General features: G+C 53.2%; 25 protein-coding genes. 19 read left to right on the top strand and 6 right to left on the bottom strand.

Going from position 1 to position 25,228, the window contains the following annotated elements; all coding sequences use genetic code 11:
• The first annotated feature begins 88 nt into the window (after nucleotides 1-88).
• A complete protein-coding gene (locus tag ACI7RC_RS09210; RefSeq protein ID WP_408107944.1) occupies nucleotides 89-925 on the top strand; it encodes an inositol monophosphatase family protein in 837 nt (278 codons plus the stop codon).
• A gap of 363 nt (nucleotides 926-1,288) precedes the next feature.
• Here ACI7RC_RS09210 and ACI7RC_RS09205 read toward each other — a convergent pair whose 3' ends face one another.
• The 3 genes from ACI7RC_RS09205 to ACI7RC_RS09195 form a co-directional block, all read right to left on the bottom strand.
• Nucleotides 1,289-1,936 (bottom strand): nitroreductase family protein, encoded by a 648-nt coding sequence (locus tag ACI7RC_RS09205; protein WP_408107943.1) that lies wholly within the window; start codon nucleotides 1,934-1,936, stop codon nucleotides 1,289-1,291.
• Between the two features lie 205 nt (nucleotides 1,937-2,141).
• A complete protein-coding gene (locus ACI7RC_RS09200) occupies nucleotides 2,142-2,840 on the bottom strand; it encodes an amino acid ABC transporter permease (protein WP_408107942.1) in 699 nt (232 codons plus the stop codon).
• Complete coding sequence (locus tag ACI7RC_RS09195) at nucleotides 2,827-3,669, bottom strand: amino acid ABC transporter substrate-binding protein (protein WP_408107941.1); 843 nt, start codon at nucleotides 3,667-3,669, stop codon at nucleotides 2,827-2,829. The genes ACI7RC_RS09200 and ACI7RC_RS09195 overlap by 14 nt, the downstream gene beginning before the upstream one ends.
• A gap of 203 nt (nucleotides 3,670-3,872) precedes the next feature.
• Here ACI7RC_RS09195 and queF point away from each other — a divergent pair, with 203 nt between their 5' ends.
• From queF to ACI7RC_RS09135, 12 genes are all read left to right on the top strand, one after another.
• A complete protein-coding gene (gene queF / locus ACI7RC_RS09190; protein ID WP_408107940.1) occupies nucleotides 3,873-4,289 on the top strand; it encodes a preQ(1) synthase in 417 nt (138 codons plus the stop codon).
• Nucleotides 4,290-4,321: 32 nt separating this feature from the next.
• Nucleotides 4,322-4,717: a hypothetical protein gene (locus tag ACI7RC_RS09185; protein ID WP_408107996.1), complete on the top strand. Its 396-nt coding sequence runs from the start codon at nucleotides 4,322-4,324 to the stop codon at nucleotides 4,715-4,717.
• Nucleotides 4,718-5,296: 579 nt separating this feature from the next.
• A complete protein-coding gene (gene aceA / locus ACI7RC_RS09180; RefSeq protein WP_408107939.1) occupies nucleotides 5,297-6,586 on the top strand; it encodes an isocitrate lyase in 1,290 nt (429 codons plus the stop codon).
• 169 nt (nucleotides 6,587-6,755) lie between these two features.
• Entirely contained in the window at nucleotides 6,756-7,103 is a 348-nt protein-coding gene (locus ACI7RC_RS09175) for a DUF3870 domain-containing protein (protein ID WP_408107938.1), read from the top strand.
• Nucleotides 7,104-7,278: 175 nt separating this feature from the next.
• Nucleotides 7,279-8,211, top strand: coding sequence for an ABC transporter permease (locus ACI7RC_RS09170; protein WP_408107937.1), 933 nt, complete (start codon nucleotides 7,279-7,281; stop codon nucleotides 8,209-8,211).
• Nucleotides 8,212-8,248: 37 nt separating this feature from the next.
• Nucleotides 8,249-9,136 (top strand): ABC transporter permease, encoded by an 888-nt coding sequence (locus ACI7RC_RS09165; RefSeq protein WP_408107995.1) that lies wholly within the window; start codon nucleotides 8,249-8,251, stop codon nucleotides 9,134-9,136.
• A gap of 6 nt (nucleotides 9,137-9,142) precedes the next feature.
• The gene (locus ACI7RC_RS09160; RefSeq protein WP_408107936.1) at nucleotides 9,143-10,159 is read left to right on the top strand and encodes an ABC transporter ATP-binding protein; all 1,017 of its coding nucleotides are present in this window, start codon (nucleotides 9,143-9,145) and stop codon (nucleotides 10,157-10,159) included.
• Between the two features lie 80 nt (nucleotides 10,160-10,239).
• A complete protein-coding gene (locus ACI7RC_RS09155; protein WP_408107935.1) occupies nucleotides 10,240-11,895 on the top strand; it encodes a peptide ABC transporter substrate-binding protein in 1,656 nt (551 codons plus the stop codon).
• 18 nt (nucleotides 11,896-11,913) lie between these two features.
• Entirely contained in the window at nucleotides 11,914-12,879 is a 966-nt protein-coding gene (locus ACI7RC_RS09150; RefSeq protein WP_408107934.1) for an ABC transporter ATP-binding protein, read from the top strand.
• A gap of 78 nt (nucleotides 12,880-12,957) precedes the next feature.
• A complete protein-coding gene (locus ACI7RC_RS09145; RefSeq protein ID WP_408107933.1) occupies nucleotides 12,958-13,743 on the top strand; it encodes a protease complex subunit PrcB family protein in 786 nt (261 codons plus the stop codon).
• Between the two features lie 100 nt (nucleotides 13,744-13,843).
• The gene (locus ACI7RC_RS09140) at nucleotides 13,844-14,290 is read left to right on the top strand and encodes an SRPBCC family protein (protein WP_408107932.1); all 447 of its coding nucleotides are present in this window, start codon (nucleotides 13,844-13,846) and stop codon (nucleotides 14,288-14,290) included.
• Nucleotides 14,291-14,472: 182 nt separating this feature from the next.
• Entirely contained in the window at nucleotides 14,473-15,360 is an 888-nt protein-coding gene (locus ACI7RC_RS09135; RefSeq protein ID WP_486303978.1) for a fructose bisphosphate aldolase, read from the top strand.
• Between the two features lie 55 nt (nucleotides 15,361-15,415).
• Here the strand turns inward: ACI7RC_RS09135 and ACI7RC_RS09130 are convergent, their stop codons facing one another.
• A complete protein-coding gene (locus tag ACI7RC_RS09130; RefSeq protein ID WP_408107931.1) occupies nucleotides 15,416-16,003 on the bottom strand; it encodes a TetR/AcrR family transcriptional regulator in 588 nt (195 codons plus the stop codon).
• Between the two features lie 165 nt (nucleotides 16,004-16,168).
• Here ACI7RC_RS09130 and ACI7RC_RS09125 point away from each other — a divergent pair, with 165 nt between their 5' ends.
• Nucleotides 16,169-17,644, top strand: a complete 1,476-nt coding sequence (locus ACI7RC_RS09125) for an MFS transporter (protein WP_408107930.1) — start codon at nucleotides 16,169-16,171, stop codon at nucleotides 17,642-17,644.
• Nucleotides 17,645-17,729: 85 nt separating this feature from the next.
• Here ACI7RC_RS09125 and ACI7RC_RS09120 read toward each other — a convergent pair whose 3' ends face one another.
• Together ACI7RC_RS09120 and ACI7RC_RS09115 are read right to left on the bottom strand one after the other, a co-directional pair.
• Nucleotides 17,730-19,016 carry a DHHW family protein gene (locus ACI7RC_RS09120; protein WP_408107929.1) on the bottom strand — a complete coding sequence of 429 codons (1,287 nt, stop codon included), beginning with the start codon at nucleotides 19,014-19,016 and terminating at the stop codon, nucleotides 17,730-17,732.
• A 22-nt stretch (nucleotides 19,017-19,038) separates the two neighbouring features.
• The gene (locus tag ACI7RC_RS09115; protein ID WP_408107928.1) at nucleotides 19,039-20,445 is read right to left on the bottom strand and encodes an MBOAT family O-acyltransferase; all 1,407 of its coding nucleotides are present in this window, start codon (nucleotides 20,443-20,445) and stop codon (nucleotides 19,039-19,041) included.
• Nucleotides 20,446-20,726: 281 nt separating this feature from the next.
• On the opposite strand from ACI7RC_RS09115, the gene ACI7RC_RS09110 reads away from it, so the two are divergent.
• Genes ACI7RC_RS09110 through ACI7RC_RS09090 form a run of 5 tightly spaced genes read left to right on the top strand, consistent with a single transcriptional unit; the run spans nucleotide 20,727 to nucleotide 25,226 of the window.
• The gene (locus ACI7RC_RS09110; protein ID WP_408107927.1) at nucleotides 20,727-21,500 is read left to right on the top strand and encodes an IclR family transcriptional regulator; all 774 of its coding nucleotides are present in this window, start codon (nucleotides 20,727-20,729) and stop codon (nucleotides 21,498-21,500) included.
• Nucleotides 21,500-22,240 carry a 5-oxoprolinase subunit PxpB gene (pxpB, locus tag ACI7RC_RS09105; RefSeq protein ID WP_408107993.1) on the top strand — a complete coding sequence of 247 codons (741 nt, stop codon included), beginning with the start codon at nucleotides 21,500-21,502 and terminating at the stop codon, nucleotides 22,238-22,240. The genes ACI7RC_RS09110 and pxpB overlap by 1 nt, the downstream gene beginning before the upstream one ends.
• Nucleotides 22,237-23,241, top strand: coding sequence for a 5-oxoprolinase subunit C family protein (locus ACI7RC_RS09100; RefSeq protein ID WP_408107992.1), 1,005 nt, complete (start codon nucleotides 22,237-22,239; stop codon nucleotides 23,239-23,241). Before pxpB ends, ACI7RC_RS09100 begins: the two co-directional genes overlap by 4 nt.
• An 11-nt stretch (nucleotides 23,242-23,252) precedes the next feature.
• Complete coding sequence (locus ACI7RC_RS09095; protein ID WP_408107926.1) at nucleotides 23,253-24,014, top strand: LamB/YcsF family protein; 762 nt, start codon at nucleotides 23,253-23,255, stop codon at nucleotides 24,012-24,014.
• A 24-nt stretch (nucleotides 24,015-24,038) separates the two neighbouring features.
• Nucleotides 24,039-25,226: an NRAMP family divalent metal transporter gene (locus tag ACI7RC_RS09090; protein WP_408107925.1), complete on the top strand. Its 1,188-nt coding sequence runs from the start codon at nucleotides 24,039-24,041 to the stop codon at nucleotides 25,224-25,226.
• The last annotated feature ends 2 nt before the right edge of the window (nucleotides 25,227-25,228 follow it).

The following is a 25,228-nucleotide window of genomic DNA, read 5'->3' as shown; positions in this document are numbered from 1 at the left end:
TTCGAGACGGCTTCGATAGAAGCTTTTTTGAGGTGTGTAGAGCCAGCGCAAGTATGGTACACTAAAGAAAAAAATGGGATGGGTGGCGATGACATTGCAACCGTTTCCGCTAGAGAGGGTAAAACAACTTGCGATCCAGTGTGCGCGGGCGGCGGGCGAGCTCAGTTTGGAACGCTTACAACAACCTTTTCAGGTTGAGTATAAAACCTCGCCGTCCGACCTGGTGACGGCAGTGGATAGGGAAGTAGAGCGCCAAGTCGTGCAGACGATTCTGGAACATTTCCCTGAACACGGGATTCTTGGCGAGGAGAGCACGTTTAAAGGCAGAGTGGAAGACTATGAGACGCTGTGGGTGATCGATCCGATCGACGGCACCACCAATTTCGTCCACCAGCAAATTAACTTCGCCGTCTCGATCGCAGTGTATCAGCAAGGCATCGGACAAGTGGGGGTCGTGTACGATCCGTCGCGCGACGAGCTGTTTTATGCAGTAAAGGACGGCGGCGCCTTTCTGGGTGATCGACAGCTGCGCCTGGAGCGGCAGGTCAAGCTGGAGGAGGCGCTCCTTTGCACCAGTGTGTTTTGGAACAAGCGGGCCGAACAGATGGGGATCGACCAGATCGTCAAAAAGCTGGCGGGAAAAGTCCGCGGCATGCGCCTGTTGGGGAGTGCGGCGCTGGAGATGGCGTACGTGGCGGCTGGACGTCTCGACGGCTACGTCAGTCTGTCGCTCAACCCTTGGGATTTTGGCGCGGGCAGGATTATTGTCGAGGAAGCGGGCGGCATCGTCAACCAGATGACCGGAGAGCCGCTGCCGTTTGACCGAAAAAGCAGTGTCATGGCTTGCAATCCCACTTTTTACGAAGAACTTCGCCACTATTTGCGTGAGGGCGTCGAGATACCGCCTTCACCTGCGGAAGGGTAAACCGCGAAAGATAGCTTCTCCGATCCGAACGGGCCAGCGGGAACGCTGTCTTTTTTTTGTCTGCAAACAACGCCTATTTTCCTAGGGATAAACCATCGTCCAAACGGCAAGCAGGTTGGCTCCATACAGTAATAGTGATATCGGTAGAGGATGATGCAGGGCGATAGGCTGTGCCACTTTGCGCGAAAGGGGGAAGAGAAGTGAGTTTCTTTTTTGATGACAACCCTTTTCTGATCATCATCATTATCATCGTCATATTCTTGCTCTTCTTCGACAACTAGGCGGCAAAACGAAAAAAGTTCCGCCTTGAATGGCGGAACCCAAGGGTTGTTGAGTCGATCAACAACCTTTTTTCTGTTTTGGCTAAAGCACGTATTGGACGATTTCGCTTACTTCCTTGCGCGGCAGTTTTTTCGGCTGCTCCTGCGGGTAGCCGAGAGAGATGACCATATTGATTTGCTTTTCCGGTTCGATCTGCAGAAGTTCGCGCAGCTTGTCCGCAGCCAGAAGCACGGGGCCTGTCATGGGGCAGGTTCCCAATCCCTTGGCATGTGCCGCCAGCATCAGATTCTGGGCAGCGAGACAGCTGCTTTTGATCCCTTCTTCCTCCCAGACGGATTCCGGTACCAGCTGGATCGGTTCAAATATCTTCTCCCGAAACTTGGACTGATAAGGGGTCGCCAGGCAGACGATCAACACAGGCGCGTCGGAAAACGCCGTAGCATAGGGGCCGAAGGAACGGGTAAGCAGCCGCGCTTCTTTGCCGAATCCCCGGCTCTCTGCCTCGGCTGCTTTTTCGTGCAGCGCATCCCAGGTCAGCTGTTCGATTTTTTTGATCGTCTCTTTGTTTTTGATTACAATAAACTCCCACGTTTGGGAATTAGTGTCGCTTGGAGCGTATCGTGCACAATCGAAAATCTCATGAATTTCCTCAATCGGGACGTCTTGCTCGGTAAATTTGCGAACGCTTCGCCGTCCGTGTACGATCTCTTTGAAAGCTTGATAGTCCATATCAAATAAAGCTCCTTTTTCTCAATCTGATCCGGTGAATTCGAATTTGCAAACATATTTATGTTATCGTCAAATACGGAACAAGTCCAGTTTTTTCAGGAAAAGAAAAGAACCTGCTGCCGGCCGCTCCGGCAACAGGCTCTTCATAGGATCGGATATGGCGGCGCGTCGGGCAGTCCCAGGCCGAAACTGCGCTGTCAAAAGTCTAGGCGACATAGCGGTCGAAGTACCGTTCAAGCCGATCCTGGAAGAATGACAGCACCATGCAGATGACCCAGTAGACCAGGGCTGCTTCCGAGTACACGAGCAGCGGCTCAAACGTAGCGGCAGCGATTTCCTGCGCCTTGCGAAACATCTCCGGCACAAGGATCGTTGCGGCTAGCGAGGTGTCTTTCACCAGGCTGATAAACGAATTGGCCAGCGGCGGCACGGAGACCCTGGCCGCTTGCGGGAGGATGATCCAGCGCAGGGCCTGGCGGTAGGAAAAGCCGATGGAGAACGCGGCTTCCCATTGCCCTTTGGAAATGGACAGGATGGCCGCCCGGACGATTTCCGAACCGTAGGCTCCGACGTTCAGGGAGAATCCGATGATCGCGGAAGGGAACGGGTCAATCGTAATCCCGATGCTCGGCAGACCGAAAAAGATGATGAACAGCTGGACGAGCAGCGGCGTTCCGCGGATGATCGACACGTAAAAACGGGCGATTCCACGGAGAATGTTGTTTTTGGACAAACGGGCAATCGCAGTAAATATAGCGAGAACAAGCCCGATCACAAAAGAGATCAAGGCCAGGCTCAATGAAAACGTCAAAGCCGCTTTCACCAGCGGAAAGAAGGAGCTCTGGGCGATATCTGTCAATCGGGCCATTCTTTCGGGGTTTGCAAACATACTAATTAGAGACATCTGTACCAAACCATTTCTCGGAGATTTTTAGATACGTTCCATCTTGCTTGATCTCATCCAGCGCCTTGTTGACGGCTTCCACCAGCTCTTCGTTGCCTTTGCGGAACACAAAGCCGTTATGGGCAGCATCAGGATATTTCGCCACGATCTTGATCGGTGTCTCCGGTTTCTCTTTCAAAAAGACAAGCATGGAGAGACCATCGTTTATCGTCACGTCAACGCGCTTGGTGGCGAGTACGTCTATCGCCTGGTACAACCCGTCTACCGGGACGATCTCGGCGCCGTTTTCCCGGGCGATGTCGGTCAGGTTGCTGGTCATCGTCTGAGCCGCTTTCAGGCCCTTGATATCGGCGAAATCCTTTACGGTCGTATTGTCCTTGTGGACGGCCAGCATCGCCGGAGAGGTGATGTACGGGTCAGAGAAATCGTATTTTTCCTGCCGGTCAGGACGGATGCCCACTTCGTTGGCGATCAAGTCAAAGCGTTCCGAGTCGAGTCCGGCGAACATGGCATCCCACTGCGTTTCCATAAATACCGGTTCGACACCCATCCGCTTGGCAACCTCGGTGGCCAATTCGACGTCAAAACCGGTCAGCTTGCCGGACGGGTCGTGGAAGGTAAACGGCGAGTAGGTACCCTCGGTGCCAATCTTGATTTTGCCTTCTGCCTTGATTTTATCCAGCAGGCTTTCCGCTTTTTGTACCTGTTGATCTGTCGCCTGTTCACCTGCAGGCGGGGCCCCGTTGCCGGTAGTATTTTTCGTGCCGCATCCGGCCAATGCCAGAGCCAGTACGGAAGCGACAACAGTGGCGGCGAATAGTTTTCGCATGTTGAAATCCCCCAGTAACCCGATATGATTTTTATTAGGTAACTGTACAAGTGTTTGATCTTTTTGTCAACTGGAGCAGATGCCAAGTTCCCCTTCTCAATAGGGTGCCCATCTGATAAACTGGGCAAAGCGGGAAGCTGACAAGCCGAGAGTTCGGAACCCCCGCCTCTCGCAAATCAAAACTAGGGGAAGGAAGATAGAAGATGGCGCAAGTAGAGCACAATCACAGCAAGTACAACAACATCCGTTTTGACACCCAGGATGAATCGGCTATTATGGTAGACATACTGGAGACGATCCCGTACGAATACGTGGGAAAACGTACGGAAGTCATGCTGCCGACAAACGAGTTCACCTCGGTCTGCCCGTGGTCGGGACTGCCCGATTTTGCCGATCTCAAAATTTACATCGTACCGAATGAAAAACTGATCGAAATGAAGTCGTTAAAATACTACCTCACCTCCTACCGGAATGTGGGGATCTATCAGGAACACGCGACCAATCGCATCTTAAACGATCTGGTTGCCTGCTGCGACCCGCTGTACATGCGGATCGAGGCCAATTGGAACGCACGCGGCGGATTGGGCACAGAAGTGGTCGTGGAGTATACGAAAGAGTAATCAAGGAGCGAACGACATTGAACGATTGGCGCATGTACACCGATGCGGCAGGGGAGGAGCGGACCCATGTCGCCTGGCACGAGGTGCTGTGGGAGATAGCAGCCCTGAACGGAACGACCCATACACTGGTGCACGCCGCCTACGGTGATCACGTCGACCTTGTCGCGGCCGGAGGCGACGACGGATTCGTATTGGTACAGTGGAAGGAGTACGAGCCGTCTTTGCGGCATTTTGTACTGCAGACGCAGACTCCTGCTGCGGCTGGAGGCACGCTGACCGTGGAAGGCGAACTGACGCTGCTCCCCGACGTTTGGCGTGTCCCGCTGGAACAAGCCGTTCCCGTCTGCGGAGACATCCTGCGGACGTGTGACAAAGGGGAGCCGGAAGGTCTCGTCTGGTTTGAAATCGAACAACAGCCGATGTCGTAGACGAAGATAACAATGCTGACGATCCCGGCAGTGGTCACAATGGGGTCGGATCTTCTGCAGCAGCATCCATAGCAAGCCCGTTGCCGGACCTAGAACTGCCGGTTGAAAGAAAAGCTGTTTCTCCAGCCTTGGAGACAGCTTTTTTACCTTTTTCAGAAAAATCGAAATTGGGGTATTGAAAAGTCAAAAGCTTCTGTTATATAATAACAATCAACTGATACAATTGTTTTAAAACAGATCGTCAACCCATTTGAAAAGAATCTGACTGGAGGGAAACGGAGATGAATTGCTATCGGTGTGAAGGAAACGGGGAAAATTGCTGTCCGGAGTGTCTAGGAGCGGGCAGCGACGAATTCGGCCAGGCATGCCGCAGCTGCTTAGGCCGGGGCGACGTCTGCTGCAGTACGTGCGGGGGGCGTGGTACAGTCGAATAACCAGGGGGATTTCCTTTTTTTTGCACCTGCTGTATTACAATAGATGAAAATTCGTTTCGTTGTATCATATCAGAATTCTGTGTTTCTTGCCCTTTTCGGGGGTATGAACATATCACATCATTTTCATGGAGAGGACTGATACTGAATGAAAAACAGGGAAGAGGAACAAATGTTGGAGCAGGGCTGGCAAGAGGAGCGCTGGCGGGGAGTGGAGCGGCCGTATTCGGCAGCAGACGTGCTGCGGCTGCGCGGTTCCGTGCGAATCGAGCATACGCTCGCAGATAGGGGAGCCCGGCGGCTGTGGAATTTGCTCCATGAGGAACCGTATATCCATGCACTGGGCGCCTTGACCGGCAACCAGGCGGTTCAGCAGGTGAAAGCAGGGCTCAAGGCGATCTACCTGAGCGGCTGGCAGGTAGCGGCGGACGCCAATCTGTCCGGGCAGATGTACCCCGACCAAAGCCTGTACCCGGTCAACAGCGTGCCAAATGTCGTGAAGCGGATCAACCAGGCGCTGCAGCGCGCCGATCAGATCCAGCACGCGGAGGGAGAAGGGGAGGTCAACTGGTTTGCTCCGATCGTCGCCGATGCCGAAGCCGGGTTTGGCGGACCGCTCAACGTGTTCGAGCTGATGAAGGCGATGATCGAAGCAGGTGCTGCCGGCGTGCACTTTGAAGACCAGCTGGCTTCGGAGAAAAAATGCGGCCACATGGGCGGGAAGGTGCTGATCCCCACCCAGTCTGCCGTGCGCAATCTGGTCGCGGCCCGGCTGGCTGCCGACGTGATGGGCGTTCCGACCGTGCTGATTGCCCGTACAGACGCCAATGGCGCCCATCTGATCACCAGCGACATCGACGGGCGGGATCGCGAATTCCTGACGGGCGAGCGGACGGTAGAAGGCTTTTACCGGATGCGGGGCGGCCTTGACGCGGCGATCGCCAGGGGGCTCGCCTACGCCCCGTATGCCGATCTCATCTGGTGTGAAACCTCTGAGCCCAACCTCGAGGAAGCCCGACGCTTTGCCGAAGCCATCCATGAAAAATATCCCGGGAAGCTGCTCGCTTACAACTGCTCGCCTTCCTTTAACTGGAAGAAAAAACTGGATGAACAGACCATTGCCAACTTCCAGCGGGAGCTGGGGAAGATGGGCTACAAATTCCAGTTCGTCACCCTGGCAGGGTTCCACGCGCTGAATCACAGCATGTTTACGCTGGCGCACGGCTACAAGGACCGCGGGATGGCCGCTTACTCGGAACTGCAGCAGGCTGAATTCGCCAGTGAAGCCTGCGGCTATACAGCCACCCGGCATCAGCGCGAAGTAGGAACAGGCTACTTTGACCAGGTGGCACAGGTGATATCCGGAGGGACTTCCTCGACGACCGCGCTCACGGGTTCCACAGAAGAGGAGCAGTTTTCCGTCCTGCAGGAAAAATAAATGCGGCTTTCTCCGTTTGGATTATTTACAAAATAAATACCATTCTGCTAAAATAGGCATACGTAATATGTATAGTGTTATACTGGGATTCGGGAGTTTTGCGGCTCACTCGCGAAACAGACCGGATTGCCGCTTCGTATGATACTTTGGCAGGGAGAGGTTACCCGTTTTGTACGATCAGGACACGATTTACATTATCGGCGACGCGCAGTCTCCGAGCAACAATCCGATTACACAGCAGTTCGCCTCCTTCTTTGTCGCTTTGGTCGTCGATCCTACCAATGACAAGATCGTCGACGCCGGTTGTTCCGCGACAATCCAGCTTACTTCCGATTTCGTCAAGTCGATCTTTGTCGGACGCTCCATTCTGGCGACGGAAGAATTGGAGACACTGATCCGCATGCGCTACTTCGGCTCGTCGCAGAAGGCGCTGATCGTCGCATTAAAGGACGCACAAAAAAAATATAAGCTTGCACTGAAGACGAGAAAGGAGTTTCTCGCTTCGCCTGCGAATTAGCTGCTTTATTTATTCGTATGGAAGACATACACGTAAATAAAACCCAGCAAATGATATCATTGCAACTTGGTGTCATTTTCTGGGTTCTTTTTTATATCGTTTGTTCAGGCAATTGCAAAGAGTTGGGCAAGAGAATCCATGCGATTGAAACCGCATACATAAAGGGGTGAGTCATGTGTTGTCATTTATTCTGCGCCGCTTTGTTGCAATGATTGTTACTCTTTGGCTCATTATCACCGTTACGTTTTTTCTGATGCACTACGTCCCTGGTTCGCCGTTTGACCGCGACGGGCAGGCGATGAATGAAACCGTCCAAAAGAATCTGATGGCCCTCTACCATCTGGATAAGCCATTGCTCGTACAGTACGGCAGCTACTTGAAATCTCTGGCTGAGTTTGACCTTGGGCCGTCGATCAAGCGGCCGCAGGACACGGTCAACAACATATTGTCGCGGGGCTTTCCCGTCTCCTTCCAACTGGGCATCGTCTCCCTGCTCTTTGCCATTGTCGGCGGCATCGCGCTTGGCGTCGTGGCGGCTCTGCACCATAACAGACTGATAGACTACGCAGCGACCGTGTTTGCCGTCATCGGTATCGCCGTACCCAATTTTGTCGTTGCGACGCTGTTGATCAAGTACTTCGCAGTAAAGTGGGGACTCTTGCCTACGGCGACGTGGGGCACGTGGAAGCACGTCATCCTTCCGGCAGCGGCATTGAGTGCCGGCCCCCTGGCGATCATCACCCGGATGACCCGGTCCAACATGCTGGAGGTGCTGAATCAGGACTACATCGAAACGGCACGGGCGAAGGGGCTGTCACCCGCGTCCATCGTCGTCAAGCACGCGCTGCGGAACGCGATACTGCCCGTGGTCACGCTCCTGGGGGCGATGGTGGCCAACGTGCTTACCGGCAGCTTCGTCATCGAAAAAATCTTCGCCATCCCCGGCATGGGCAAGTACTTCGTGGACAGCATCAACAACCGCGATTACGCCGTGATTATGGGAACCACCGTTTTTTACAGCGCACTTTTAATTTTTATGATGTTCCTCGTCGATATCGTCTACGGAATCATCGATCCGCGAATCAAGTTCCACGCCAAGGAGGGATAGCCGCATGAGCAGTGTGCCAAACGAACTATTTATCCCGATGAAAAAAGAAGGGCTAAACAGCGAAGAGATCGTCAGGCCCAGGCTCTCCTTTTGGCAGGAAGCCTGGATCCGGCTGCGCAAAAACAAGCTGGCGATGGCGGGACTGATCATCATTCTCCTGATGATGGTCATGGCGATCCTCGGCTCGGTCATCTCTCCTTACAACTACTCTGATCAATCGCTCATCAACAGCAATCAGCCGCCCTCAGGGGAGCATTGGTTCGGAACCGACGAGCTGGGCCGGGACGTGTTTTCGCGGATCTGGTATGGGGCCCGCATCTCGCTCTTCATCGGCGTGACGGCGGCGCTGATCGACTTCGGGATCGGGGTCGTCTACGGCGGTTTCTCCGGCTACCTCGGCGGCCGGGCCGACAATATCATGATGCGGATTGTCGACATCCTCTACGGGGTTCCCTACCTGTTGGTCGTCATTCTGCTGATGGTGGTGATGGGGCCGGGGCTCTTGACGATCATCGTAGCGCTCAGCGCGACAGGCTGGCTCGGCATGGCGCGAATCGTACGGGGCCAGGTGCTGCAGTTGAAGAACTCCGAGTACGTCCTGGCGGCGCGGATCATGGGGGCGAAGGCGGGCTACATCATCAGGCGCCACCTGCTGCCCAACACGCTCAGCATCATCATCGTGCAGATTACGTTTACCGTTCCCACCGCGATTTTTGCCGAGGCCTTCCTGAGCTTTCTGGGCCTTGGCGTTCAGGCGCCGCTGGCCAGTTGGGGGGTCATGGCCAATGACGGACTGCCGACGATCCTCTCTGGACACTGGTGGCGGCTGTTTTTCCCGGCTTTCTTTATCTCGATTACGATGCTGGCCTTCAACGTGCTAGGTGACGGACTGCAAGACGCATTTGATCCGAAGCAAAGGAGGTAGCGAAGGATGCAGAAACTGCTCGAAGTAGAAGATTTGCACGTGACCTTCCAAACCCACGGCGGCGAGGTAAAGGCGGTGCGGGGCGTGAGCCTTTCCTTAGGCGAGGGGGAGACGCTGGCGATCGTCGGCGAGTCCGGCTGCGGCAAGAGCGTGACGGCGAAGAGCATCATGCGGCTCGTACCGGAACACATCGGCAAGATCAAATCGGGAATTATCCGTCTGAAGGGACGGGAGTTGACCTCTCTCACCGAACCGGAGATGCGCAAGATCAGGGGAAAAGAGATTTCGATGATCTTTCAGGACGCCATGACCGCGCTCAATCCGACGATCACAATCGGCGAGCAGATCATGGAAGGCATCATCCGGCATCAGGGCATATCCCGCAGAGAGGCGCGGGCACAGGCGATCGAGATCCTCACGCTCGTAGGCATCGCCAACCCGGAGAGCCGGTTGAAGCAGTACCTGCACCAATTTAGCGGCGGGATGAGGCAGCGCATCATGATTGCGATTGCCCTGGTCTGCAAACCGGCGATTCTGATCGCCGACGAGCCGACGACCGCGCTGGATGTGACCATACAGGCGCAAATCGTCGATTTGTTTAAACAGATTCAAAAAAAGACGGGCGTATCGATCATCATCATCACGCATGATCTCGGCGTGGTCGCCAAAATCGCCGACCGGGTAAATGTGATGTACGCCGGCAAAGTGGTGGAGTCCGGTCCGGTTCGCGAGATTTTTTACAATCCCCAGCATCCGTACACGAAGGGGCTGCTCGCCTCGATGCCCCGACTGGACAGCGACCGCAACACGCCGCTGACGCCGATCCCGGGGACGCCGCCCGACCTGTTTTCACCGCCTGCGGGCTGTGCTTTCGCCGCCCGCTGCGACTGGGCGCTAGAGGTTTGCCGCCATCATCAGCCGGCGGCAAGCGCGATTGACGATCAGCATACGGTGGCCTGCTGGCTGCAAGATCCGCGAGCCAAGACTGTCAAGTACACGCTCAGGGCAGCCACCGGATTATAGAGCTGAGATGTTGGTGAAAGAGGGTGGTGAGGGAAAGAGCAGGCTGAGTACTTACTACCATTATTCAAGGGGGAATATTCATGAAAAAGATGGCGTCTGTCTTGTTTAGCAGTGCTTTAGCCGTATCGATGCTGTTGGCGGGCTGTACTTCTTCCAGCCAACCGCAGCAGCAAGAACAGGGAACGGGTCAGCCGGGGGCGGAACAGCCGAAGGAAGAGAAGAAGGGACCCAAGATTTTCGTCTATAACAACGGGGATGAACCCACTTCGCTTGATCCGCCGATCGGTTTTGATGACTATTCTTACAACATTTTGACCAACTCGATGGAGGGCTTAACCCGTCTCGGGCAGGACCACAATCCGGTTCCGGGTATGGCCAAGGATTGGACGATTTCCGATGACCAGAAGACATACACGTTCAACCTGCGCGACGATGCCAAGTGGTCCAACGGCGATCCGGTAACGGCACAAGATTTTGAGTACGCCTGGAAGCGCTTGGTCGACCCGGCCGTCTCTTCGCCTGCCGCTTCATTGGCCTACGTCATCGAAGGCGCCGAAGAGTTCAACTCCGGAAAGGGAAAAATCGAGGACGTCAAGGTAACGGCTAAAGACGACAAAACGCTCGTCGTGCAACTGAAGCAGCCTGCTTCCTGGCTGATCCAGATGGCAGCCAACCCAGCGTTTTTCCCGGTGCACAAAGCCACCGTGGAGAGCAACCCGAATTGGGCGGGAGATGCCGCAACGATTCTGTCCAACGGTCCGTTTAAAATCACTTCCTGGGCCTATGACAGCGAGCTGAAAATGGAGAAAAACGAGAACTACTGGGATGCGGCCAACGTGAAGCTGGACGGTATCGTCTGGAAAATGGTGAAAGACGCCAACACGGAGTACCAGATGTACCAAAACGGCGAATTGAGCGCGACATCCGAAGTTCCCGCCGACGTAAGCGAGCAGTTGTTTTCGGAAGGCAAGGTAAAGGTGGAAGACCGAGGCGGCATTTACTACTACCGTTACAATGTCAAGATGAAGCCGTTTACCAACGCCAGCGTACGCAAAGCGTTCAGCATGGCGATAGACAGGCAAAAACTGGTTGATTACGTGACGAAGACACATGAAAAGCCGGCACTCGGCTTTGTCTCTTATGGGTATTCCGATCCTGCAGGAGGCGACTTCCGCACTACGGGCGGCGATCTGATCAAGTTTGACCCGGCGGAAGCGAAAAAACTGCTGGAAAAAGGGATGAGTGAAGAAGGCTGGACTACTTTGCCTGAAGTGACGATCACGTACAACGACGGCACCAACCATCAGCGGGTCGCACAGGCGCTGCAGGAGATGATCAAGGAAAACCTGGGCGTTGAAGTGAAGCTGCACAACATGGAGTGGAAGGTGCTGCAGGCTGATCAGAAGGCAGGCAAACTGATGATGTCCCGCTCCTCCTTCCTGCCTGACTTCGGCGATCCGATCAACGCGCTCGACGGCTACCAGACCGGCAACGGGATGAACCGCACGGGCTGGAGCAACGCACAGTACGACAAGCTGATCAAGGATGCTTACAACGAACCGGATGTCGCCAAGCGCTTCCAGATGATGCACGAGGCGGAAAAGATTCTGATGGATGAATCGCCGTTCATGCCGCTGTACTTCTATACGAAAGCGTACCTGCAGCAGGACAGCGTAACAGGCGTGGTCAGACATCCGCTCGGCTACATGGATCTGAAGTGGGCTGACATGAATTGACGTTTGGGGGTGGGGTATTTGCCCGCGGAAAGAAAAAAGCTGGTAGAGGTAAAACGGCTGCGCAAACACTTTACAATCGGCAAAGGACTTCTTTTGCAGGCGGCGAATGACATCTCTTTTGACATTTACCAGGGGGAGACATTCGGGCTTGTCGGGGAATCGGGCTGCGGAAAATCTACGACAGGACGCACAATTATCGGCCTTTATCAGCCAACCTCGGGCGAAGTGCTCTACGACGGCCACGATGTGCATATGGACAAATCAAGGGAAGGCAAATCCTTGACGCGTAGGATGCAGATGATCTTCCAGGACCCGTATGCCTCGTTAAACCCGCGGATGACCGTGGCCGACATCATCGCCGAAGGGCTGTATCTGAACGACATGTACAAGGGCAGACAGCGGCTGCAGCGGGTCTACGACATGCTGGAGCTGGTCGGATTGCGCAAGGAGCACGCCAACCGCTTTCCCCACGAATTTAGCGGCGGCCAGCGGCAGCGGATCGGGATCGCCCGCGCTCTGGCTGTCGACCCCGAATTTATCATTGCTGACGAACCGATCTCGGCGCTCGACGTATCGGTGCAGGCACAGGTCGTAAACCTGATGAAACAGCTGCAGCGGGAGCAGAACCTGACCTATTTGTTCATTGCCCACGATCTGGCGATGGTAAAACACATCAGCGACCGGATCGGCGTGATGTATCTGGGCAACCTGGTAGAGCTGACCACCAGTGAGCGGCTCTACCAAGACCCAAAACACCCGTATACCCAGGCGCTGCTGTCGGCCATACCGGTTCCCGACCCCGATCTTGAACGGGAGCGCGAGCGGATCATCATCCAGGGCGATGTGCCGAGCCCTGTCAATCCGCCGAGCGGCTGCGTGTTTCGGACGCGGTGCCCGGTCGCCAAGCCGGTCTGTTCCGAACAAAAGCCGGAGTGGCAGGAGGTGGCTCCGCAGCATTTTGCCGCCTGCCATCTGTATCAATAAGCCGGATGGATGAAACATTTTTCGCAAGGGAAGAGTCTAAAAGAAAAACAGACGAAACCTGCGAAAGGGGCCGACAAAATGAAGAGACATTCATTCATGGCGCTCATCCTCGGGATTTGCTTGATGACGGCTTCTGCCGCTGCCGCACAGGCAGCCAATGTGACTATCCGCGTAGACAACCAGCCGTTCGCGGTGAAACATGAGCTTGCGATGCTGCAAGATCGGACCATGATCGCCGCCGATGACCTGGCTGCTTTGGTCAATGGCAGCATTGCCGCAGAGCAGGGGATCCTTCGCCTGACGGCCGAAGGCGGACAGACGATCCAGTTTAAACCGGACGAGGGCCAGGTGCGAACCGGCTCCGACTGGACTCCGATTGACCAGGGGGCGGTGACCAAGGACGGGCTGGTCTACCTGCCGCTGCGCTGGACGTTGGAGCGGCTCGCCTATCAGGTGAATTGGGACGCCGCGAATGCCGCGATATCCATCACCGCACCAGAACAGCAGAAGGGCTTTTTCACCGTATCATCCGAATCCCTCACCGATGAAGAACGGACTTTCGTGGAACAGGTGAAACGGGAGAAGGGCGTGCATAAAAAGGGTGGGCTTTATGTCATCGCCCGCGGGGAGGTTCCTCATCCTGGATATGGACTGGAGATAGTCAGACAGGAACAAAGCTGGGAGCAGTTGTTCGTCTACGTCAGGCTGACCAAACCGCAGCCGGGCATGATGTACCCGCAGGTGATCAGCTATCCCTATCTGGTCGGCAGGGCCGAACTCGTCCCGTACACCACTGTAGTCTTTGTGGATGCGGATACCGGAGGGCCGCTGTTTGCAGAAAAGGTGCCATCGAAATCGAAGTGATTGATACCACACAACGAATGGATGAAGCCAGCTATCGCCGGTCAAGATCTCTGCGCGATGCTGGTTCTTTCTTTGCGTATGAACACGTGGAGGGTAGAGGATGAAGACGTATCGCGCGATGGTAAAGAGGACGATTGATGCTTCTGTCGAGACGGTGTACAGGGTGGTAAGCGACATGGAGGAGCACAGGAAGATTTTGCCCAAGGAATTTGAATCGTTCGAGGTGGTGCAGGGCGGCAAGGGAGCAGGGACTGTCTTCAAGATCGTCATGAATGTTCTTGGGACGAAAACGAGCAACGTGATGACGATTACGGAGCCCGAACCTGGGCGGGTGATGAAGGAAGAGGATGCCGCCGCCGGCCTGGTCACGCTGTGGACGCTCGATCCGCTGGAGGGCGGCAGGCGATGTGAGTTGAAATTGGAATCCACATTCCGCAGCAAGCCCGGTTTTGCCGGTTTTATCGAGCGGCTGCTTGGCCCCGTTGTCGTTCGCTCCATTTATCGGAGGGAAATGGAGCTGTTACAAGCGTACGTGACAAAGGGGTGATCCTGTCAAACGGCAGAGATGCCGGTTTTTTGTCATGTGTGCTTAAACGGCAGCTTTGATGTACAATGAAGGAAATGGCAAGTATCAAGTATGGTTTCATTTGTCATCCATAATCAAACGGCCCGTTCAAGCGGTGCCAGGTTTGAGGGTATTCATTCCACGACAAGGAAGGAGAACTAGCATTGAAAAAGGAACAAATGGAGCGAATTCATACGGGAAAAGGTTTTATTGCAGCGTTGGACCAGAGCGGCGGAAGCACTCCAAAGGCGCTTCGGCAGTACGGCATCAAGGAGGACAGCTACTCCAATGACGAAGAGATGTTCGAACTGATTCACGAAATGAGAAAGCGCATCATCACGAGTCCGGCATTCGATTCGGAGTACATTTTGGGCGCGATCTTGTTTGAAAACACCATGGACCGCACGATTGATCAGCAATTTACAGCCGATTACCTGTGGGAGAAGAAGGGCATCGTGCCTTTTTTAAAGGTAGATAAAGGGCTCGCTGAGCTCGAAAACGGCGTTCAACTGATGAAGCCGATTCCTGATTTGAACAGTCTGCTCGCGCGGGCGGTTGAAAAAAATATATTTGGGACAAAAATGCGCTCAGTGATTAAAGAAGCCAACCCGGAAGGGATTCGCAAAGTCGTCGAACAGCAGTTCGAGGTTGGCAAACAAATCCTGGCGATGGGGCTGGTTCCCATTATCGAGCCTGAGGTCGATATTTACAGTACGGATAAGAAGCAATCGGAACAGATTTTAAAAGATGAGATTTTCAAACAGTTGTCCGTCCTTGATCAGGACGCCAAAATCATGTTGAAGCTTTCCATCCCGACAGAGGATGATTTTTATCGCGATTTGATGGACGATCCGCATGTCCTCAGGGTGGTAGCACTGTCCGGCGGATATGACCGAAGCGAAGCAAACGAAAAACTGGCCCGCAATCACGGCTTGATCGCCAGCTTTTCACGCGCCTTGTCGGAGGGGCTGACTGCCCAGCAAACCGACGAGGAATTCAACACGGTGCTGTCCAATTCCATTCAGTCCATTTATCAAGCATCCATCACCTAATCCCGGATGACACATGACGCAAATACGCCGATCAAGGCACAGGCTGTCGACTTTTTCAACAGCCTGTGCCTTTTTCTGGCATCTGCTCCTCGATCAGAATCCGTGCGGCACGAAGAAAATCCTCCTGTTTATAGGCAGACTTGTCCACGTAAGAGACCATCAGGGCGCCGCTGCACAAAATCCGCAGCTGCGCGGTAAGTTCACGGGGGTTTTTCGCCCCGCACTTTCGTGTGACTTCCTCTATTTTTTCCCATAGCTCCTGGCGGCTTTGAATGGCTTTCTGGTGGCCGGGATGATCGGAATCCGGAAACTCAACCACGACATTCATGAAGGGACATCCGCGGTATTCGGGTTGATTCATTCTTTCGGCCAGGCTTTCGAGCATGGCCAAAAGTTGCCTTTTCGGCGAATCGGGGTGGCGCTGCGCTGCCTCTTCCATCCGTTTCAAGCTCAGTCCTTCTCTTTCTTCCAGGTATTGAACGATCAGATCATCCTTGCTGGGAAAATTGCGGTAAAAGCTGGCTTTGGCTACCCCGGATTCCTCGATCACCCGATCGATTCCGACAGCCCGTACGCCTTCCTGGTAAAACAAATCAGACGCCACTTGTAAAATTCGCTCTCGTGCCGACAACTTATTTTTCACGAATCATCACCCGATCTTAACATTTTGCAGAGATTTTGTTTGACACGAGACAGATCTGTCTGTATCATAATGACAAACGAGACAGAACTGTCTGCCTCTATTTTAAAAAACATCCTGGCTGCTGTCAATCGGCCGGGGATGCCAAGAAAAGGAGTATGGTCCATCATGCCCTCTGCAGTCAAATCTGCTGCCCTCGATCGGCAGCCGGCCAGCACCACAACCCGCTCAAGACTGGGATTGACACTGACTGTCTTGCTGCTAGCCACCTTTATGACAGTGGCGAATATTTTTATTGTCAACGTCGCAACGCCCTCGATTCAGCTTGGCCTAAACGCCAGTTTTTCAGACGTCCAGTTTATCATCTCAGGCTACACGTTGGCTTTTGCCGTCGCCCTGATTATCGGCGGCCGCCTTGGCGACAGATTCGGGCGGAAAAAGATGCTGATCGTCGGAGTAGCCGGCTTTGCGCTTGCCTCTTTGTTTTGCGGCTTGTCTACCAGTGTGGGGATCCTGACAGCGGCCCGAATCATCCAGGGATTAAGCGCCGCCTTGATCTCACCGCAGGTATTGTCGCTCATTCAAGTGAACTACCCGCCCGAAAAACGGGGAGCGGTATTCGGCTGGTATGGCGCCACACAAGGCCTGGCCGCATCGACCGGGCAAATCATCGGAGGGCTGCTGCTGCAGGCAAACCCCTGGGACTTGGAGTGGAGGACGATTTTCTTTTTTAGCATCCCGATCGGCTTGTTTATCTTGTCCTTGACACCCTTTATCCCTGAGTCAAACGCATCAGACGACACCCGGTTCGATTGGGCGGGAGCTGCTCTTGTCGCAGCGGGACTCATGCTATTGGTGTACCCGCTCGTGCAGGGCCAGAAGGAAGGCTGGCCGCCTGTGCTTATTTTCAGTTTGCTCTTGTCGTTCCCTGTCTTGACGGCATTCGTGTGGTTTGAAAAACGGGTCCAGCGAAACAATCGCGTTCCCTTTATGCAAGTGGATCTATTCCGGCAGAGGGTATTTTCTGCCGGCATGATCGTCGCATTTCTGCTGATGTCCTCGCAAGCCGCTTTTTTTCTCATTACCGCTTACTTGCTTCAACTCGGGCTGAGCTTTACGGCATTGGAAGCGGGAGTCGTCCTCCTGCCGATGGGCATCGGTTATTTTCTGGCTTCTCTGTTATCTTCCAAGACAGCCGGCAGGATTGGTTCGCATGTACTGACGATTGGTTCCATCCTGACGGCAAGCGGTTATCTGCTTCTGGCTATTTCTGTCGCGATGACGGGAACGGAGCCGAGCGTGATCCGGTGGATTCCCGCCTTGGTCATGCTCGGCGTCGGGCAAGGCTTTATTGCCGCTCCATTAACCAATATCGTCCTCGCAAAAATACAAAAGAGCGATGTCGGTTCCGCGTCAGGTATCCTCATGACGGGTTTCCAGATCGCTTATGCGATCGGAATTTGCCTGATCGGCATCGTCTGGCTGAACGGGCTTCGTTACCATGCAGATTTGGCCGGTGTCCGGCAAGCCATCGCGCAAAACTATACGGATACGTACATCCTTTGTCTTTCCTTGCTTGCGGCCTATACCGCGTTTCTGATTCCCCTTGTGTTGGTTCTGGTCAAAAATACGGAATCAAAGTAAGCTTGGTCATGAAAAGCTGGAGTGTACTACCGCCTGGTTCATCAGATGAGTCTGAAAGCGGCAGGACCGATGAAGTACAACGCGGTCACCTGCCGCTTTCTTTTTCAAATTCGTAGTTCTGACTGAAAAGATTGTCGTCGTGGAAAGCGATGATCAGGATATCGTAATGCTCGCTCGTCAGGATCTTTTTCAAGCTGAATTCTGGATAATAGCGATTGTCGTAAACGGTTAGCTTGTTAAAATTCTGGGCTAAATACGGCGTTATGGGATTCATGAAAGAATCTTTAAGCAGCAGGACATGCAATTGATTATCAGCCTTTGGATTTTCATACGTGATTTTTCGTCTGTCCCCGCCATATAGGGTTCCATAAGTATAAGTGCTTCGACCTTTTTTGAAACCGTAAAAATCGGTGAAGTTTGTGATGGTCTGTCCGCCGTCAGTGTTAATTACTTCAAACCGCTTAAATGTGAACGGCATTTTTGGTTCGTACAGAATCGTTCTATCTGCTTTTTGGGGATCTACAGCATCATTGATTTGGGCGTTATAACTGCCTTCGAAGCTGCCGGTTGTCAATTTGGAAACTTTGATCTCACTCAAAGACATGGGCTGGCCTTTGAATTTGGCCGACCTTTTCGATATTTGATCGATCATTTCCTGATAGGCGATAAAGGCACCTTTGATATTCCAATGATGATCGGTTTCAAAGTACAGTTCTTCCAACTGCGCTTTCGTAAAAGTATCGAACTTGTTTCCAATATTAACGACATTTACATCTTTATCCAGTTTAGATAAGAAATAGTCTTTCGATTTGCCATAGGCGTCGGTTTGCAAATATTTCGGGTACAAATGCATCAATGCTTTGGTTCGCGACGGGTTAAAGACGAAAAACGTTTCTGTATTTTGCTCTTGGGCGAATGCCGCCGCGTCGTTTAATTTTGCGGTCGCAGCGTCGATTTCACTTGAGTGAACGGTTTTGTCGGTCATCGGCAAAATCCATGTATGATTTGTCACCACGAGATTGGACACGATACGCGAATCTTTGATTTCTGTTCCGTCTTCGGGTTTCTGCGGTTGATGAGCGTGGAACATGTTTTCGAACAGCATGGTATTAAACAGCATGGAATTTTGCTGATTTTGATAGATTTTAACCATTTCATTTCGAAAGACGATTTGGTCATTTACATATTGATTCATCCCTTCGAAGAAACTGCGTGTCGTAACGGCTTCAAAGCTGATATCGGGCAGCTTGCTTAACGTTCTGTTTTCGATGGCAGAGATGTCTTTATCCGGATAAATGATGCTGGCGATTGCGAAACCGAAAATAATCGCTAAAAATGCGGCCATATAAACGATTGAAATAGGCTTGTCCACTTCGCTGCTCCTTTTGCAAAAACTAGAATCTGAAATACAAGAAAGGGTTATAAGTTGAATTGATCAGATACAAGATAACCTCTCCGAAAAGGAAGAAGTTGAACAGCAGCGCAAAAACGGTTTGTGCTTTTGTGAACACCTTGTTGAGTTGCAACCTTTGAAGTTTCGGATATACCGGCGCGGCAACGATCAGCGCAATGGCAAAGTGGAGCCAATGCAAAGACAGCAACGAGAGCGCTTGGGAATCGAATATTTCGCCGCCGCGGGAATAGAACATCGAAGCAATGAATTCTGTTGCGTATCCAAAGTCATCGGCGCGGAAGAAAACCCATCCAATCATGACAAGCAGCAGCACAACGACATGGTTTACTGGATAAATCTTGGATAGGATCTTTTCCAGACCGGCTTTTTCCAAAGCGATCAGGATCCCGTAGTACAGGCCCCAGGCAATGAAAGTCCAACTGGCCCCGTGCCAGAACCCTGTCAGCGCCCACACAATGAATAAATTGCGATAGATCTTCCAGGGAGCAGCTCTGCTTCCGCCGAGCGGGATATAAACATAATCCCTGAACCAACTGCCAAGAGAGATGTGCCAGCGTCTCCAAAACTCTGAAATGCTTTTTGAGATATACGGGTAATGAAAATTCTCCGCGAACTCGAAGCCAAACATTTTCCCTAAACCGATAGCCATATCGCTGTAACCGGAGAAATCATAATAGATTTGCAAGGTGTAAGCGAGAATGCCGATCCAGGCGCTGCCGGTGGAAAGGTCCGCGGCAGAAGTGGCGAACACGGTGTCTGCTACGGACCCGAGAGGGTTGGCCAAGAGTGTTTTTTTTGACAAACCGAGAATAAAACGTTTGATTCCTTCAGCGAATTGTATGGAAGAAAATACGCGTTTGCTGAGTTGTTCGGCGACGGCATTATATCGAATAATGGGACCTGCTACAAGCTGCGGGAAAAATGTAATGTAAAGCGACAAACGGAAGAGATTTTGCTGCGCTTTTTCTCTTTTTCGATAGACATCGATGACATAACTGAGCGCATGAAACGTATAAAAAGAAATTCCGATAGGCAGCGGTATTGGATGGAAACGGAAATTCGTTTGCAGTGCAGAATTCATGACATCGACAAAGAAGTTCGCATATTTGAAGAAGCCCAGCAGTCCGATATTAAATACGATTGCAAACGTCAATATCGCGACTCTCTTTTTTTCGTGATCATCCGCTTTGTCGATCCAAATCCCAAAACCGTAGTTCATAATAATGGACACGATCATGAGAACGACATATCTCGGTTCACCCCAGGCGTAGAAGACAAGACTGGAAATCAGGAGAACCGTATTTTTCCATTTGAACGGAACTGAGAAATACAGTGCAAGAACAAGCGGTAAAAAGAAAAACAAAAAGATGACTGAACTAAAGACCAAAACTTGCTTCCTCCCTATTGAGCAGATCGTGTATTGGTTCCGTTTTTCCAATTCATTATAACTTGTTTGTCAAGCTTCTGTTGTCTCAACCTATTCCTTTTCCACATGACAAGCGCGCCGAATCCGGCGTGTTTTTGGTGTTCATGCAGACAGGCAGGGCTTCAATATGCGGGATGGAAAATTCGATATTGTCGTTTTATTCAAAACAGATTTATAATCAGAGAATACAGTGCAAATAAAACGGAACGATAGTTCCGAATATCGGAACGGAGAGTGGTGCGGTGTCTGAAACCAACAGTACGGTGATGAAAGCAGCGCAATTACTGCGGCTGTTTCTCTCACATCCCCATCTTTCCTTGCCGCAAATCGTCAAGCTGTCTGGTCTGCCGAAAACGTCGGCGTATCGGATGCTCTGTTCCCTGGAAGAGACGGGATTTGTCCGGAGAACTGCGGACGGCGCCTATGAATTGGGACTGGTCTTTTTACAATTTGGACACGCTGTATCCGAACAATTGGATATTCGCAAGGTATCCCTGCCTGTCATGCAGCAGCTTGGAAAAGAGGTCGGGGAAGCCGTCAACCTGATCGTCAGGGATGGCAATGAGGCGATCTACGTGGAAAAAGTGGATACGTCGGAACCAGTCCGCGTCTACACGGCTATTGGGCGCCGCGCTCCCTTGTACGGAGGGGCTTGCCCTCGCGTTTTATTGACGTACATGCCAGAAGAAGAGCAGAAGGTCTATCTGAGCCAAGTAAAATTGGAGCCCATCGCCAACAATACCATTACAGATCTGCAGCAGCTGCGCAGAACGATCGCGATGGATCGGGCAAACGGCTATACGGTCAGCCATTCAGAACTTTACAACTTCACGTCGGCGGTGGGGGCGCCCATTATCGACCACTCCGGGCACGTTGTCGCCGGATTGAGCATCGTGGGTCAGGAAAATCGTTTTCGTGACGAGAAATTGCCTTTTTACATCGAAAAAACAGTAGCCGCAGCCAAAGAAATCTCGGAGTTGCTGGGGTGGACAAGCGGAGAAAGGAGAGGGGCATGATGGAGGCTGTGTTTCAACCATTGGGCGATCAGGCGGTAGTCGTGCAGTTCGGCACGGCGGTAAGTCTGGAAGCGTACCGGCAAGTAAGGCGGGTTTCGGCGATGCTGGACAGGCGGCCCCTGCCGGGGATGGTGGAATACATCCCGGCCTATACGACTATTACGATCTTTTACAACCCGCAGGAGCTGTACGACTGGTACAAGAATGCTGGACTGGCAGATCGGGAACAAGATTCCGGCTCCCCGTATCAAATCTGCTGCTGTCTCATTCAAGAACAACTGGAACAGGCCGAGTTTGAAAGTGAGGAAGCGGGACGGATCGTTGACATTCCGGTATGTTACGGGGGAGAACTGGGGCCTGACCTGGGAGAAGTGGCCCGGCTGCATCAACTGAGCGAACAGGAAGTGATCGAGATTCACGCGGGGGGAGATTACCTGATCTACATGATTGGATTTGCCCCCGGGTTTCCTTATATTGGCGGCCTGTCGGAGAGGATTGCCACTCCCCGGCGAAAATCTCCCCGCCTGTCCATACCCGCCGGTTCTGTCGGGATCGCGGGAAGCCAGACCGGGATCTATCCCATGGAGACGCCGGGCGGCTGGCAGATTATCGGCAGGACCCCGCTGCGGCTGTTCCGGCCTGAGGACAATCCGCCCAGTCTGCTGCGGGCGGGAGATCGGGTTCGCTTTGTCCCGATTTCCCTTGACGATTTCCGCGCCTTTGAGGAGGGATCATCATAAGCATTCGTGTCATTCAACCAGGATTGTTAACTTCTGTACAGGATATGGGCCGTTACGGATTTCAAAAATATGGCGTGATTGCGAGCGGGGCGATGGATCCGTTCGCCCACCGCACAGCCAATTTGCTCGTCGGAAACGAGGAGGCCGAGGCCACTTTGGAAATGACGCTGAAAGGGGCGGTCATCGAATTTCCCGAAGCGGCGCTGATCTCCATCTGCGGCGGGGATCTTTCCCCGTCTGTCGAGGGAATCCCGGTGCCCTTGTGGAAGCCGGTTTACCTTAAAAAAGGCAGCATTCTCCATTTCGGCTATTGCCGATCGGGTGCCAGAGCTTACCTGGCCATAGCCGGGGGATGGAGTGTCCCTGCGGTGATGGACAGCCGGTCTACCTATTTGCGCGCGGGAATTGGCGGTTACCAAGGACGCGGCCTGCGGGCGGGAGACGAGCTTGCCTGCGGGGAGCCGACTTGGCTGGGAAGACGTATCGCCGATCAATTGCGCAGCCAGGCGAACGGGGCTGCATTCACAACGGCTGACTGGGGAGCGGCGCGCGAAATGCTCCCGGCTTATTCTTCTGCCCCCGTTGTTCGGGTCATGCGGGGCAATCAGTGGGACTGGTTTACAGAGGAGGGCCGCCGTTCCTTTTTATCGGAATCGTATCGCGTTACTCCGCAGTCCGACCGCATGGGCTATCGGCTGGACGGTCCGGTGTTGGAGCAGACAGAGCGAAGAGAGTTGATCTCGGAAGCTGTCGCTTTCGGCACCGTACAGGTCCCGCCCGAGGGAAAGCCGATCGTGCTCCTGGCTGACAGGCAGACCACGGGCGGCTATCCGAAAATCGCCCAGGTCGCCACAGTCGATTTGCCGTTGATGGCGCAGACGAAGCCGGGCGAAGCGCTTCTCTTTGCGGAAATCAGCCGGGAAGAAGCGGAACGGCTGCTGATGGCGAGGGAAAACGAGATTCGCCAGCTAAAAACGGGCATTTTGCTCAAATGCACATAGGAGGGACAAGCATGTATCACGTCGATTTGAATTGCGACATGGGAGAAAGCTTTGGAGTGTATCGGCTGGGAAATGATGAAGCAATCCTGGCATACGTCACATCTGCCAATATCGCTTGCGGTTTCCACGCGGGTGATCCGGCCACCATGCGGAAGACGGTTAAGCTGGCGATGAAAAACGATGTAAAAATCGGTGCTCATCCCGGCATTCCTGACCTGCAGGGTTTTGGCAGACGGAACCTGGCTGTCTCTGCCGAAGAGGCATACGACATGGTCGTGTATCAAGTAGGGGCATTGCTAGGGTTTGTCCAATCGGAGGGAGGGGTGATGCAGCATGTAAAACCGCACGGGGCTTTGTACAATATGGCAGCTGCCAAGGCTGATCTGGCTCGGGCGATCGCGGAAGCGGTATACCGGGCCAATCCGGAATTGTATTTGGTAGGGCTCGCCGGCAGTCAGCTGATCGAACAGGCGGAAAAAATCGGACTGAGGACGAAAAGCGAAGTTTTCGCAGACCGCACGTATCAGCAAGACGGCACCCTTACGCCGCGTAGCCAGCCGGATGCGCTGATTGAAAGCGATGAGGTAGCAGTGGGTCAGGTGATCCGGATGATTAAAGAAGGCAAGGTGTCAACGCGGCAGGGAAGTGACTTCACGATTAAAGCGGAGACGGTCTGCATACACGGTGACGGGGTGCACGCTTTGTCTTTTGCCCGGCGCATACGGGAGACACTTGAAACAGCCGGAATCGAAGTAAGAGCGATGTCACAATAAACTAAAAGACAAAGGGGATGTCTTATGAAACAATCACGCTGGAGCATACTTTTGGGGGCTGCCTTCCTGATGGCGACCTCAGCGATCGGGCCGGGCTTTCTTACGCAGACGACCGTTTTTACGGAAAAATTGGCCGCCAGTTTCGGCTTTGTCATCCTCATGTCGATCCTGCTGGATATCGGGGCGCAAATGAACGTATGGCGGATTATCGCCGTCTCGGAAAAACGGGCCCAGGATATCGCCAACATGGTGCTGCCCGGCATGGGCTATCTGGTCGCGCTATTGGTCGTGATGGGCGGTCTGGCCTTTAACATTGGAAATGTGGCCGGTGCCGGCCTGGGACTCAACGTGCTGTTCGGCATTTCTGCGGAGACGGGTGCACTGGCCAGTGCGATCATCGCCATCTGCATCTTTCTCGTTCGGGAAGCGGGGAAACTGATGGACCGCTTTGCCCAGATCATGGGCTTTGTCATGATCCTTCTTACTTTATACGTCGCGGTTACATCAGGGCCGCCGGTGGGGGAAGCGGTGATCAAAACATTTGTTCCGGACTCCATCGACATTCTGGCAATCGTCACACTTGTCGGCGGAACGGTTGGCGGGTATATTACGTTTGCGGGCGGCCACCGCCTGTTGGACGCAGGAGTAAAGGGCGTCGCCTCTCTGCCGGAAGTAACCAAAAGCTCTGTTTCCGGGATTGCCGTCGCTTCCATCATGCGGATATTCCTGTTCTTGGCTGCTTTAGGCATCGTGGCGCAAGGTCTTGTGCTGGATCCGGCCAACCCGCCGGCTTCGGTTTTCCAACTGGCTGCGGGCAATATCGGGTACAAGATCTTCGGGATCGTCATGTGGGCGGCTGCCGTTACATCCGTCGTCGGCTGTGCCTACACGTCCGTATCTTTTATTCGCACCTTCCATCCGAAAATTGATCAGGCTAACAAATGGCTCATCATCGCTTTTATTGCCATTTCTACACTTGTCTTTCTCATTGTCGGCCGCCCGGTCAAGATCCTCGTCCTGGTAGGTGCCCTGAACGGACTGATTTTGCCGATAACACTCGGAGTCATGTTGATTGCCGCCTACCGGAAAAAGATTGTCGGGGATTACAGGCATCCGCTTTGGATGGCGGTTTTCGGCGGAATTGTCGTCGTCGCCATGGCGATCATGAGCGTCTATACGCTGATCAATGAACTGCCCAAATTGATGTTGTAATC

The organism is Brevibacillus sp. B_LB10_24 (assembly GCF_046036945.1).
Classification (GTDB): Bacteria; Bacillota; Bacilli; order Brevibacillales; family Brevibacillaceae; genus Brevibacillus_C.
This window is presented reverse-complemented; position numbering and strand designations above follow the sequence as displayed.